This is a genomic window from Atopostipes suicloacalis DSM 15692 (genome assembly GCF_900129085.1).
In the GTDB taxonomy this organism is placed as follows: Bacteria; Bacillota; Bacilli; order Lactobacillales; family Carnobacteriaceae_A; genus Atopostipes; species Atopostipes suicloacalis.
In genome coordinates this window covers 38,962-52,014 of record NZ_FQUF01000010.1, presented here as the reverse complement: position 1 = coordinate 52,014, position 13,053 = coordinate 38,962, and the positions used below count along the sequence as shown (strand labels likewise).

Below are 13,053 nucleotides of genomic sequence, written 5' to 3'. Positions count from 1 at the left end.
TCCCTCCATAAATTTATATTACTCAATAACTATACCTTTTATTCTTTTACAAGATTAGTTTACTAAAAAGAGAGCTTAGATACCAATAAAACCAATTGAATAAAGGAAAAATCATTTATTTTTCCTTTTTCCTTGTATGTAATCCTTTACATACAGTAAAGTGAATTATGAAAGATGTTTTTAGAAGCGTTTTACAAAACAAGGAGGAAAAAACGTGGGTAAAGAATCATTGAAAATTGTTACAATTGGTGGAGGTTCAAGTTATACACCTGAACTAATTGAAGGATATATTTTACGTAAAGACCAACTCCCTATTCGTGAAATTGTATTAGTAGATATCGAAGAAGGTAAAGAAAAACTTGAAACAGTAGGTGAAATGGCAAAACGTCAAATTAAAGCAGCAGGCCTTGATTGGAAAGTAACTTTAACTTTAGACCGTTTTGAAGCTTTAAAAGATGCTGACTACGTGACCACGCAATTCCGTGTTGGTTTACTTGATGCACGAGTAAAAGACGAACGTATTCCATTATCTCATGGCGTTTTAGGACAAGAAACAAATGGTGCAGGTGGAATGTTCAAAGCTTTCCGTACAATTCCAGTTATCCTAGACATTATTGACGACATGAGAGAACAATGTCCTGATGCTTGGTTAGTAAACTTCACAAACCCTGCTGGTATGGTTACAGAAGCTGCCATTAAACATGGTGGATGGGAACGTACATTAGGTTTATGTAACGTACCAATCGGTCATACAAAAGGTGGAGCTGAAGCTCTTAATATGCCTGAAGAAGATCTATTCTTCCACTATGCAGGAATCAACCACTTCCACTGGCATAGAGTTTGGGATAAAGAAGGAAACGAACGAACACAAGAAATTATTGACGTTCTTTACAATCCTGAAAGTGAAGCTCGAGGCGACATGGAAAATATCCATGCAGCAAAATTCCTTTATGAACAAGTCAAAGATCTAGAAATGCTGCCATGTGGTTACCATCGTTACTATTACATCGAAGACGTTATGCTCGACCACTCAATCGAAGAATTTAAAGAAGGTAAAACACGAGCACAAGTGGTGAAAGAAACTGAGCGTCGTCTATTCGAATTATACAAAGACCCTGAATTAGACCACAAACCAGAAGAATTAACACAACGTGGAGGAACACACTACTCCGACGCAGCCTGCGAGATTATCGCATCGATTCAAAATGATAAACATACAGAAATGGTTGTTTCAACGAAAAATAATGGAACCATTACTGATTTACCATACGATGCAGCCGTTGAAGTTTCGGGAGTTGTTACAGGTAAAGGTTTCGTACCTTATAACTGGGGAGCTTTTGAAAACCCAGCTGCTCGTGGCATGTTACAAGTGATGAAAGGTATGGAAGAAACAGTGATTCGTGCAGCTATTACTGGAGACTATGGTGCAGCTTTACAAGCATTCACTGTTAACCCATTAGTTCCAGCAGGACAAACTGCGAAAACATTACTTGATCAAATGTTATATGCACATAAAGATTACCTACCTCAATTTGCTGACAAGATCAAAGAAATTGAAGAAAACCAACCAGAAGATGTTCAATATGTTGATGAGTTAATGAAATCTAACTAATTAATCTATTGAAATAACTTACGTAAATAACAAACCCCATGACTAAGATTTAGTTATGGGGTTTTTAGTTATTCCTCTTATTTTTCTTCAGCTTTTAGGTTGCTAAGAGTCCTTTTGAGACGTATTGAAAACGCTTGCAATTATACTCTTTTTGTTATATTGTGAAGGTATCAAATTATTATTAATTAGAAAGGTTGGATAGCACAATGTCAGAAGTTTTAGTGAACGAAACGGTCCTACGCGATGCTCATCAAAGTCTGATGGCTACACGGATGTCTACTGAAGATATGCTCTCTATTGTCGAAAAAATGGATGAAGCCGGTTATTATGCCCTTGAATGTTGGGGCGGAGCCACTTATGATTCAGCCATTCGTTTTTTGGATGAAGACCCTTGGGAAAGATTACGTGAAATAAAAAAACGTACGCCAAATACGAAGCTCATGATGTTATTGCGTGGACAAAATTTAATTGGCTATCGACATTATGCTGATGATTTAGTCGATAAGTTTGTAGAAAACGCAGCAAAAAATGGGATTGATATTTTCAGAATATTCGATGCCTTAAACGATCCACGAAATTTAGAAGCTTCATTAAAAGCCGTTAAAAAATATGGCGCTCATGCTCAGCTAACCATCGCTTATACAACAAGTGATGTCCATACGATTGAATATTATACCGATTTAGCCAAACAGTTAAACGATATGGGTGCAGACTCTATTTGTCTGAAAGATATGGCGGGTATTTTAACTCCTGCAGTCGCAAAAGATTTAATCCCAGCGATTAAGGCTGTTACGGATGTGCCCTTAAATTTACACACACATGCCACAAGCGGCGTCTCACAAATGACTTATCTCGTCGCTGTAGAAGCAGGAGTAGATATCATCGATACAGCTATTTCTTCTTTTGCGGAAGGAACTAGTCAGCCCTCTACCGAGTCAACTGCCTTAGCCTTTAAGGAATTAGGTATCGATACGCATTTAAATATTGATATATTAGAAGAAATCGCCGATTACTTCAAAGGTATCCGTAATAAATATTTAGAGAATGGAATATTGGATCCCAAAATGCTGTTTTCTGATCCCAAAGCCTTAATTTACCAAGTCCCTGGTGGAATGTTATCTAATTTAAATTCACAGCTTCGCGAAGCAGGAGCAAGTGATAAATATGATGACGTTTTAAATGAAGTACCTAATGTTCGTGAAGATTTAGGGTTTCCTCCATTGGTTACTCCTATGAGCCAAATGGTAGGTACACAAGCTGTATTTAATATTTTAACGGGTGAACGCTATAAAATGGTTCCAACTGAAATTAAAGATTACCTTAAAGGAAACTACGGTAAATCTCCGGCACCTATTGATGAGGAGTTTCGTCAATCCATTATTGGAAATGATGAGATCATTGATTTTCGTCCAGCTGATCGTTTAGAACCTGAGTTTGAACGGTTGAAAAAGGAATTAGGAGATTTAGCCAAAAATGATGAAGATGTTATTACTTTTGCATTATTTCCTCAAGTAGGTCGTCAATATTTAGAAAAGAAATATAAACCAGCTTCCACTAAAGAAGAACCTATTAAAATTCAAGCGCGTTATACTAGATCCGTTTAATCAATGGAATCGATAAAACTTGAAGGAGGGATAAAATGGAGTCCATTAATATTATGGATGGGTTAATATTAACGATTGTGTCAATGCTAGTTGTCTTTGTTGTGTTAGCAGCCATTTGGGGATTGGTTGAAATTTTTTCGTCTTTAATCAACCAGCAAGAACCTGTAGAGGAATCTGTGGGAACCCAACCGTCAGCATCCCAACCACAAACTGTAAGTCCATTGGCACCAAACAAAACGCATCAACAAGTTGCCGAATTAATGGCTTTGGTGTTAGCTTCAGAAGATGCACCAAATAAAAAATTTGAAATTGTTGAATCCAAACGAATAAAGTAAACGGGAGGAAATATTTATGAAAAAATATGAAATTGAAATCAATAATGAAGTCTACCGAGTTTCTGTAAAAGAACTTTCAGCAGAGGCCGATATGTCAAATCAGCAAACAGATCCAGAAGCTGAAACTGAAAAATCGACACCTACAGAGTCTACTCCCCCACCAGCACCAATAGGAGACGGAACTGAAGTGACAGCTCCTATGGCAGGGACGATCTTAAGTGTTCAAGTTTCAGCAGGACAAGAGGTTGTTCAAGGAGATACACTAATCGTTTTAGAAGCGATGAAAATGGAAAATGAAATTGTCGCTCCTACTGATGGCGTTGTTAGCGAGATTTATGTTCAATCAAATGACCGGGTAGAATCTGACCAAGTACTTCTTACCTTATAGGAGGTTGCTAATTCAATGATTAATGTGATTAATGAGCTGATTACAACTTCTGGGTTATTCAATTTGACCATTCAAGAAGGAATTGTAATCGCCCTTGCCCTTATTTTAATTTACTTAGCGATTGCTAAAGAATATGAACCATACTTATTGATCCCTATTGGATTTGGAATGCTATTAGCGAATTTACCCTTAGCAGGTTTAATGGATCCGGGAACGGCTACAGAAAATGGAGGACTTCTTTATTATTTATATCAAGGCGTCGGACTGGGTATTTTTCCACCTCTGATTTTCTTATGTTTAGGAGCTTCTACTGATTTTGGACCACTCATTGCCAATCCAAAGACTTTGCTTTTAGGAGGGGCCGCACAATTTGGAATATTCGCTGCCTTTTTTGGTGCTCTAGCATTGGGGATGACGCCCAATGAAGCGGCAGCCATTGGTATTATAGGAGGAGCGGATGGTCCTACTGCTATTTATACTTCAACCCAATTAGCAGAACATCTTTTACCGACCATTGCGATTGCCGCTTATTCTTATATGGCCCTGGTTCCTATTATTCAACCACCCATTATGAGAGCTTTAACAACAGAAAAAGAACGTAAAACCGTGATGACTCAATCACGTCCTGTTTCTAAAAAAGAAAAAATTATTTTTCCTATTGTTGTGACACTTTTTGTAGGTTTATTAATTCCATCAGCTGCTTCGCTAGTTGGTATGTTAATGTTAGGAAACTTAATTCGTGAAAGTGGCGTTGTTCCTTTACTAACAAATACTTTAGAAAATTCGATGATGTATATTATTACCATTTTATTGGGTATTTCAGTGGGCGCTACCGCTAATGCAGAAACGCTCTTATCTCTAAATACTCTCATCATTATCGCATTAGGGCTCTTCGCCTTTGTTATAGGGACAGCAAGTGGGGTATTAATGGGGAAACTAATGTACAAACTAACCGGTGGAAAGGTCAATCCACTCATTGGGTCAGCAGGAGTTTCTGCCGTTCCAATGGCCGCACGCGTATCCCAAGTGGAAGGAATTAAAGCCAATCCAAATAATTATTTATTAATGCATGCTATGGGTCCAAATGTTGCAGGAGTAATTGGTTCTGCGATTGCAGCTGGAATTTTGATTAGTTTCTTTGGTTAATTTGCTTAAACTATTCATTTTAGGTATTAAAAAAGGTCTGGTTATCACCAGACTTTTTTTATTCCAGAAATTAAGTTACAGTTCACTCGCTCTAAACGCAATTGTTCTTGCGAGGTATTTTGAAAATAAAGATAAAGCAAAACAAATAATAAAATAGAAAAAGGCCAAAGCAGCAAACATTGGAATCACATAAGCTGTATCTTGTCCATAAATAATTTGGGCATTGTGAGTTAATTCAGGTAAGGTAATAATGGTCGCTAAAGAAGTATCTTTGATTAATGCGATCAATTGACTCACTACCGAAGGCAAAGTGTCTCTAGCGGCTTGAGGTAACAATACATACCGCATGACCTCTATTCGAGTTAAACCTGAAGCAAGTCCCGCTTCTGTTTGTCCTTTAGGAACTGCCTTTAATCCCCCTCGTAAAATCTCCGAAATCATTGAGGCTTCAAAAATAGTCATCGCAGCAACCGCAGACCAAAAAACATCTAAACTAAGCCCCAGTTCTGGCAAGGCAAAGTAAGTAAAGAAAATAATAAGTAGCAAAGGTAGATTTCGAATAATATCTACTACCCAGCCTGTAATTTTTGAAATAACGGGAATATCAAAGTAACGAATGATTCCTAAAATAAACCCTAAAATGACACTAAAAATAATTGAATAAAAGGCAACCTCTACTGTAATAAGGAGTCCTTCTAATAAAAATTGAATGTTTATCCATGAATAAGCTTCAGAAAAACTCATTTCATCTCCTCCTTAATTATCATTTACGCCTAACTTCGCTTCCAATTTTCTTGTCGCAAAAGTTAAGGGTAAAGTAATTACCAAATAGATCAGTCCCACTAAAATATACGTATCGAATGTATTGAATGTTTCCATAGCGACAAAGTCACCATAATACATCAGATCTAGTCCCGTCACCATTGCTAAAACAGATGAATTCTTGACTAAGTTAATAAATTGGTTTCCTAGTGGAGGTAAGACAATGCGAATAGCCTGTGGTAAAATCACGTAACGCATGACTTGAATCTGCTTCATACCTTGTGAAAGGGCTGCTTCCATTTGTCCAGCAGGCACGGTTAAGATACCTGCCCGAATATTATCAGCAATAAAGGAAGAGGTATAAATTGTTAAGCCAATGATTCCAGCGGCAAAACCAGAAATATTCATCCAATACATAGGAACAACCACGTAAAAAAACATTACAGTAATTAATAATGGAATATTTCTAAAAAACTCAACATAAATATTTACGATAGTTCTTACTATTTTATTGGCAGATAGTTGTAGCATCCCCATAATAGTTCCGATGATTAGGCTACTCAATAACGCGATAATACTCACAATCAATGTATTTATAAATCCCTCTAATAATAAGGGCCAGTATTGTTCCAATAATCCAATCATTGATTATCCCCACTTTCTCCTTCATTTTCAGGAGCGTTGTTGGCTGCACCTGTCGTTGAAGTACTTGCAGTATTAGGAGAATCAGCTGGTAAGATCTCTCCAAACCACTTATCATAGATTTCATCATATACTCCATTGCCTTGAATCGTTTCTAGTGCTTTTTCTAATCGGTCAAGAAAATTTTCTTGTCCTTTATTAATCGCTATACCATAAGGTTCATCTGTAAAATTACTCCCAGCGAGTCGATAATCAGGATTTGTATCAATCATCCCTAATAAAATAGCACTATCCGTTGTTAGAGCATCTCCCTGACCGGATTGTAGGGCAACAAAACCTTCACCATAGTTTTCTAAATCTAAAACATTGACCTGCGGAGCTAATTCGCGCATATTTTGAGTCGAGCTTGACCCTTTAATTGCTAAAATCGTGTGGTCTTCTGTCAAATCTTCTATATCATTGATTTCAGAATCTTCGGGAACTAATAGAGATTGTCCTCCGTTAAAGTAAACATCACTAAAGTCGACTTCTTTTTTTCTTTCTTCTGAAATGGTCATTGTTGCGATAATTCCATCAATTTTTCCATTTTTCAATAAAGGAATCCGTGTTTTTGAGGTTACTTCAACAAATTTCGCCTCACCTGTTCCATTTGTCATCTCTTCGGTGAGGGCTTTAGCAATATCGATATCAAAACCTTCAACCTCACCGGACTCAATATTATAGTAACCAAAAAGATTGGTATCTGCTTTTACTCCCCAATTTAGAATCGGTGTTTCTTGTTCATCTATGCGTTCAGCAATATCAACATCCGCTGCCGCTTCTCCACACCCTGTCATAATAAAGGTGAAAAACAACAAACCTATCCCTAAGGCAATACGCTTTATAGACTTCATCTAAATCCCTCCTTAATAAGCGAAAACTTGATTGATAAAGTTTCTTGCCCGCTCATCTTTTGGATTTTCAAAGAATTCTTCACTTGGTCGATCTTCTATAATTTCTCCATCCTTCATAAAGATGGTTCGATTAGCAACTTCTCGCGCAAAGTTCATTTCATGAGTAACGACAATCATTGTCATGCCATCTTTTTGGGCAATATCTTTCATAACATCTAATACATCAACAATGGTCTCTGGATCTAAAGCTGAAGTGGGCTCATCAAAGAGCATGGCATCAGGCGTCATTGCTAAACCTCTTGCGATAGCTACTCGTTGCTTTTGTCCTCCAGATAAATTATCTGGATAAGCATCTTTTTTATCCCACATATTAACGCGAGTTAAATATCTTTCGGCACTTTCAATAGCTTCTTTTTCAGATAAACCTAAAACTCTCATAGGAGCTAAAGTAACATTTTGGATAACTGTCATATGTGGATATAATTCAAAATGTTGGAAAACCATTCCAATCTTTTGGCGAACCAGACGAATGTCCGTATTTGAATCCGCAATATCCCTTTCAAAAACGTGTAAATGTCCATCTGTTATTTTTTCAAGGCCATTAATACAGCGGAGTAATGTCGATTTTCCTGATCCGGATGGACCAATCAGAGTAGTGACCTCTCCTTCTTCAAATGTTAAATTAATATTTTTTAGAGCATGCATCTTTCCATAATATTTATTCACATTTTTAAATTCTATAATACTCAAAATACTCACTTCCTTTTATAAAATGATACCCTCAAACTTTTAAAAATATAGTTTATAGACATCTTAAAAACTTTTTTATTTGTGCTCTTATACACAAATAAAAAGACCATCTAAAAAATAGTCCGTTAGAAGTATATCATAATGTTCACACTTATTTCTAATTTATTTTTACAGCTTACTGATAAGAGCGGAATAGCATTATATAGGATCTTTCAAAATAAAATGACTACATTAGGAGATCTTTTTCTAACTTTTTATTGACTGTTCTCTCTATTATACCTTTTTATTTAGAAGAAAAAATGAATTTTTTATTATTTCTTACCTTCTCTTCTTTTCATTAACTAAAAACACTGAGGAAATTCTCAGTGTTTTTAGTCAAAATTTATTTACTTGTGGGTTTCAAACCAATCAACGATTTCTTCCAATCTTTCCATTCGCAGATTAGGCAATCCTTCTCGGGATAAGCCGTGACTGGATTGAGGGAAGGTTACTAGTCGTGTTTCTACTCTTTGTTTTTTCATTGCTCTATACATTTGTTCCCCTTGTTCTTGTGGGCATCGGTAATCTTCTTCTCCATGAAGCACCAACAAAGGTGTTTGTGCATTTTCAGCGTGTGCGAGAGGAGACATTTTCCATAAGCCTTCAACATCAGTCAGATCACGCCCTAATTGAAATTCTACAAAGGAAGGCCCCACATCACTGGTTCCATAAAAACTTACCCAATTAGAAATTGAGCGTTGAGTGACTGCTGCTTTAAAGCGATTCGTATGAGTAATGATCCAATTGGTCATGAAGCCGCCATAACTTCCCCCGGCTACGTAGACACGATCAGGGTCAATGGAAGGATATTTTTCTAAAACATAATCAATTCCATTTAATAAATCTTGGTAATCTTCATCCCCATAATTATTTAAAATAGACGCCACAAATTCTTGTCCATAGCCACTTCCACCCCGAGGGTTTAATAAAATAATGCCATAACCTGCCCCAGCAAGAGCTTGCATCTCATGGAAGAAGGTTTCACCATAAGAGACTTGTGGACCGCCATGAATATATAAAACAACAGGATGTTTCTCTATGGCTTCGACTGGTGGGACATACCAGCCTTGGATATCCCAATCATGAACACTCTTAAACCAGAAACGCTCAGGTTTTGAAACTTGGTGTTCTTGAAAGAACTTCTCATTTGGATCATATAAATCGGTAATTTCTTCTGTTTCTAAGTCTAATAAAGCGACTCTACTTGGAATCGTTAATGTGGAATACGTAATAACTGCTTGAGATTTATTCTCTAATAAATCGAGGCCTGTAATATGTATATTTTGGTCGAATATTTTTTTACAACCACCTTCTACAGAACCCCGATATAGAGTAATTTTCCCGTGTTCTGTTGCCTTAAATAAGAACCTTTCTCCGTCTTCTAGCCACCACATATTAGGTCCACCTACATTTTGTTGGAAGTCCCCACTTAAAGAATCACCTACACCATAATCTAAATCTGGCGTCAAATTTGTTAATGCTTTTCTTTGGGCGTCATAGCCATATACATGATTATTGGTTACAAATTTATAACCAAAGTCATTCCCGGTAAATAGGAAATATTTTTCATTTTCCGAAGGGAGAACTTCACCAAAAATTCCACCGGGGATTTGCTCGGTGATGAGGGCTGCTTGTTTTGATTCGACGTCGTATTTGAAGATGCTGCCTCCATAAACCCATTCGTCTTCAGGGTCGAAGCGGTCAAAATATAACAAATAGGATTCATCTTTGGCTACGTATAAAAGAGTCAAAGAACGATTTTCTTCGACGATTAATTCAGGTTCCGTTTCTGGTTCTTCAGTGGTTATTTTTTTGATTTGGTACAAGCGATCTTCTGGTAGAGGTCCGCTTCCATCCGCTTTATAATTTAATTTTGTGAAGGCTCTCTTGGTTGGATAGTCTTTTTTGTCTTCTTCTTTTTCTTCTTCTTCTTTTTTAATATTTGTTTGGTAGTAAACGGTTTGAGAATTTTCTAACCAATGGTAATTGCTGACTCCATTTTCTTCAAATGTTAATTGTTTGGCGGCTCCTCCATCTAATGGAATGGCAAAGAGTTGCATTTTGTCATCTTTTGTATGATTAGAAAGATAGGTGAGTGATTTTTTATCTCCTGAAACTTTGATTTGGGTATTCATGCTACCGCTATCCCCAAATAAAGTGCGTGCTTTTGTTTTTAAATCTACGCGATAAATGGATGAGAAATATTGATTGTCCTCTTCTCTTATTTCTGTTTCTACATAAAAAGCTGCATTCCCTGCAACAACAGGTTGTGTCGTGCTTTTTAACTCGAAAAGGCTTTGATTTGTTAGTTTGTTCATAGATTTCTACTTCCTCTCCTAAAAAATGTTAAAAAAAACCTTGCGATTGAATTTAACTCAATCGCAAGACTTTATTTCTAATCATTTTATCATTAATTTAATCATTATCAAATTTATATTCTTGTTTATTCTTGAATTTTCTATAAAATAATGGAGAAACTGAACGTTCTTCATAAATTCGTTCAATAGCTTGTCCAATTAATTCGCTCACGCTAATTAATTCGATTTTATCTAAGCGTTTTTCTTCTGGTAGGTAAATGGAGTCTGTAATAACCATTGTTTTGATGACGGATTTTTCAATACGCTCAATAGCCGGATTTGAGAATACACCATGTGTTCCGCAGACATAAACTTCTTTTGCTCCAGCATCTTTAATCGCTTGTGCTGCATTGGTGATTGTACCTGCTGTATCGATTAAATCATCAATAATAATAGCTTTTTTCCCTTTTACATCCCCAATAATATTCATAACTTCAGAGACATTTGGTTTTGGACGTCTCTTATCCACAATCGCAATCGGAGAGTCTAAAAACTCTGCTAATCTTCGAGCACGTGTTGCTCCACCATGATCTGGAGAGACGACAACGACATCGCTACCTGAAAGTTCTCGATCTAAAAACCAGCTAGCAAGTAGCGGAGCACCTAGTAAGTGATCCACTGGAATATCAAAGAACCCTTGGATTTGTGCTGCATGTAAATCTAAAGCTACTACACGGTCGGCACCTGCAGTTGTGAGTAAGTTTGCGACTAATTTGGCAGTAATCGGTTCACGGGGTTGTGCTTTACGATCTTGTCTAGCGTAACCATAATAAGGAATAACCGCCGTGATTGTTTTTGCGCTTGCGCGACGGAGTGCATCAATCATAATTAATAACTCCATCAAATTATCATTCGTTGGGTAGGAAGTAGACTGAACGATAAATACATGATCCCCACGAATACTTTCTTCGATACTGATCGCTATTTCACCATCACTGAATGTATTTACGTCAAGTTCTCCTAATTCAGTTCCCAAATAACTAGCAATTTTTTCAGCTAGAGGAACATTCGAACTTAATGAATACAACTTCAAGCGTGTTTCTTTTTTATCCATAGATATCCTCCAATTATGAACTCTTTTTTACTATTTATCTTCATCTTTAAAATAATCTGTGTAAAAACCTTCTTTATTCACTTGACGGGCTCGAGCAATTCCTAACGCTTTTTCTGGGATTTCTTCTGTTATTGTAGAACCAGCCGCAACAAAACTCTTTTCACCAAGACTAACTGGTGCAACTAAGTTTGAATTACTTCCAATAAAGGAGTCATCTCCAATTATTGTCTTTGATTTATCTTTACCATCAAAGTTCGCAAACACAACTCCACAACCAATATTTACATTTTCTCCAACTTCGGCATCTCCTACATAGGTGTGATGTCCAACTTTTGTCTTTTTCCCAATCGTTGCTTTTTTAATTTCAACATAGTTTCCAACATGGGCTTCTTCGCCGATATCACTTTTTGGCCGAAGGTGACTATGAGGACCCACATCTGCTTTCGAGCGAATAATGGAATCTTCAATAACGGATTGTGTAACTTCGACATGGTCTTCTACGGTTGAATCTTGAATCATCGTATTCATTCCAATAAAGACATCTTCGCCGATAATCGTCTTCCCTTTGAGATAAGTATTCGGTTCGATGACCGTGTCGCTTCCGATCTCAACATCCATTTCAATGTAGGTGTTTTCTGGATCCACCAAGGTTACTCCATTGACCATATGTTGAGTATTGACTCGTTCACGCATAACCTTGGTTGCTTGTGATAGGGCGACACGCGTATTAACTCCTAAAGATTCATCCATATTTTCTAATGTATGCGCACTTACTATCTCGTTATTTTCTTTTAAAATTTCAACTACATCTGGTAAATAATACTCGCCTTGAGAATTATTGTTATCTACTTGATTTAAAATTTCATATAACGCTTCGTTGTCAAAGCAATACGTTCCCGTATTAATTTCTCGTACCAATCGTTCCTCTTCTGAAGCATCTTTTTCTTCAACAATTTTACCAACAGAACCATCTTTAGCACGAATAACTCGTCCATAACCAAAAGGATCATCAGCCATTGCTGTTAATACAGTCGCTTTTGCTTCTTCTTTTTCGTGGAAATCCATTAAATCCGCAATCGTTTCTGCAGTTAATAAAGGAGTATCTCCTGAAAGAACAACGGTTGTTCCTTCTTTGCCTTCTAGAAGGTCTCTGGCTTGCTCAACGGCATGCGCGGTACCTAGTTGTTCTTCTTGATAAACGAACTCGCTTTTTTCTCCAAGATAATCTTTAATGACACCCGCACCAAAGCCTGTTATAGTAATCACTCGATCGACTTTTGCACCCAAAGCAGCTTCCACTACATGGCCAACCATCGGACGACCTAGAATCGGATGCATGACTTTATACAGCTTGGATTTCATGCGTGTACCTTGACCAGCAGCCAAGACAACGACATAGCGTTTTTTCATGATTTTTTCTCCTAACTCCCATACAATAATATATTTTTTAGATAAATTTAAAAAAGCTAAA

At 37.0% G+C, this 13,053-nt stretch carries 12 protein-coding genes; 5 read left to right on the top strand and 7 right to left on the bottom strand.

What is annotated here, in order from left to right; translation table 11 throughout:
- Positions 1 to 214: 214 nt before the first annotated feature.
- The 5 genes from BUB96_RS04115 to BUB96_RS04095 all read left to right on the top strand — a co-directional run bounded on the left by BUB96_RS04115 (position 215) and on the right by BUB96_RS04095 (position 5,085).
- Positions 215 to 1,612, top strand: coding sequence for a 6-phospho-beta-glucosidase (locus BUB96_RS04115; protein ID WP_073296835.1), 1,398 nt, complete (start codon positions 215 to 217; stop codon positions 1,610 to 1,612).
- A 206-nt stretch (positions 1,613 to 1,818) separates the two neighbouring features.
- The gene (locus BUB96_RS04110) at positions 1,819 to 3,216 is read left to right on the top strand and encodes an oxaloacetate decarboxylase subunit alpha (protein ID WP_073296832.1); all 1,398 of its coding nucleotides are present in this window, start codon (positions 1,819 to 1,821) and stop codon (positions 3,214 to 3,216) included.
- A 35-nt stretch (positions 3,217 to 3,251) separates the two neighbouring features.
- Positions 3,252 to 3,551 (top strand): OadG family protein, encoded by a 300-nt coding sequence (locus BUB96_RS04105; RefSeq protein ID WP_073296829.1) that lies wholly within the window; start codon positions 3,252 to 3,254, stop codon positions 3,549 to 3,551.
- A gap of 16 nt (positions 3,552 to 3,567) precedes the next feature.
- Positions 3,568 to 3,939: a biotin/lipoyl-containing protein gene (locus BUB96_RS04100; RefSeq protein WP_073296826.1), complete on the top strand. Its 372-nt coding sequence runs from the start codon at positions 3,568 to 3,570 to the stop codon at positions 3,937 to 3,939.
- Between the two features lie 15 nt (positions 3,940 to 3,954).
- Entirely contained in the window at positions 3,955 to 5,085 is a 1,131-nt protein-coding gene (locus BUB96_RS04095) for a sodium ion-translocating decarboxylase subunit beta (protein WP_073296823.1), read from the top strand.
- Positions 5,086 to 5,160: 75 nt separating this feature from the next.
- Here the strand turns inward: BUB96_RS04095 and BUB96_RS04090 are convergent, their stop codons facing one another.
- The 7 genes from BUB96_RS04090 to glmU form a co-directional block, all read right to left on the bottom strand.
- Complete coding sequence (locus BUB96_RS04090) at positions 5,161 to 5,829, bottom strand: amino acid ABC transporter permease (RefSeq protein WP_073296820.1); 669 nt, start codon at positions 5,827 to 5,829, stop codon at positions 5,161 to 5,163.
- 12 nt (positions 5,830 to 5,841) lie between these two features.
- Positions 5,842 to 6,492, bottom strand: coding sequence for an amino acid ABC transporter permease (locus tag BUB96_RS04085; RefSeq protein ID WP_073296817.1), 651 nt, complete (start codon positions 6,490 to 6,492; stop codon positions 5,842 to 5,844).
- Complete coding sequence (locus tag BUB96_RS04080) at positions 6,489 to 7,382, bottom strand: transporter substrate-binding domain-containing protein (RefSeq protein WP_073296814.1); 894 nt, start codon at positions 7,380 to 7,382, stop codon at positions 6,489 to 6,491. The genes BUB96_RS04085 and BUB96_RS04080 overlap by 4 nt, the downstream gene beginning before the upstream one ends.
- A 12-nt stretch (positions 7,383 to 7,394) precedes the next feature.
- Positions 7,395 to 8,126: an amino acid ABC transporter ATP-binding protein gene (locus BUB96_RS04075; protein WP_073296914.1), complete on the bottom strand. Its 732-nt coding sequence runs from the start codon at positions 8,124 to 8,126 to the stop codon at positions 7,395 to 7,397.
- Positions 8,127 to 8,518: 392 nt separating this feature from the next.
- Complete coding sequence (locus BUB96_RS04070; protein ID WP_073296811.1) at positions 8,519 to 10,489, bottom strand: S9 family peptidase; 1,971 nt, start codon at positions 10,487 to 10,489, stop codon at positions 8,519 to 8,521.
- Positions 10,490 to 10,586: 97 nt separating this feature from the next.
- Complete coding sequence (locus BUB96_RS04065) at positions 10,587 to 11,588, bottom strand: ribose-phosphate diphosphokinase (protein ID WP_407639286.1); 1,002 nt, start codon at positions 11,586 to 11,588, stop codon at positions 10,587 to 10,589.
- Between the two features lie 24 nt (positions 11,589 to 11,612).
- Positions 11,613 to 12,992 (bottom strand): bifunctional UDP-N-acetylglucosamine diphosphorylase/glucosamine-1-phosphate N-acetyltransferase GlmU, encoded by a 1,380-nt coding sequence (glmU, locus tag BUB96_RS04060; RefSeq protein WP_073296805.1) that lies wholly within the window; start codon positions 12,990 to 12,992, stop codon positions 11,613 to 11,615.
- Between the last annotated feature and the right edge of the window lie 61 nt (positions 12,993 to 13,053).